This window comes from Pseudoalteromonas sp. 0802 (assembly GCF_013350085.1).
In the GTDB taxonomy this organism is placed as follows: domain Bacteria; phylum Pseudomonadota; class Gammaproteobacteria; order Enterobacterales; family Alteromonadaceae; genus Pseudoalteromonas.
Genome location: NZ_JABVXE010000110.1, coordinates 1 through 320, shown reverse-complemented (window position 1 = coordinate 320; position 320 = coordinate 1). Strand labels below are relative to the sequence as shown.

Below are 320 nucleotides of genomic sequence, written 5' to 3'. Positions count from 1 at the left end.
TCCCCATCGTCTAGAGGCCTAGGACACCGCCCTTTCACGGCGGTAACAGGGGTTCGAATCCCCTTGGGGACGCCACTATTTAAGTAGGTTATGTGTAGTGGGGCGGTGAACACCGCACAATCTATGCACGACGTTATCAAGAGTACGAATCTCTTGGGGACGCCACTTACTAAAAGTGTTGTGTTATTAAAAGCTCGTCTGAATCGAGTCTAACTATTCAGTTGTCCTAGTGACACATTATGTGTCCCCATCGTCTAGAGGCCTAGGACACCGCCCTTTCACGGCGGTAACAGGGGTTCGAATCCCCTTGGGGACGCCAC

At 51.9% G+C, this 320-nt stretch carries 1 tRNA gene; it reads left to right on the top strand.

Going from position 1 to position 320, the window contains the following annotated elements:
- Positions 1-243: 243 nt before the first annotated feature.
- Positions 244-319 (top strand) — tRNA-Glu (locus tag HUS61_RS21390).
- The last annotated feature ends 1 nt before the right edge of the window (position 320 follow it).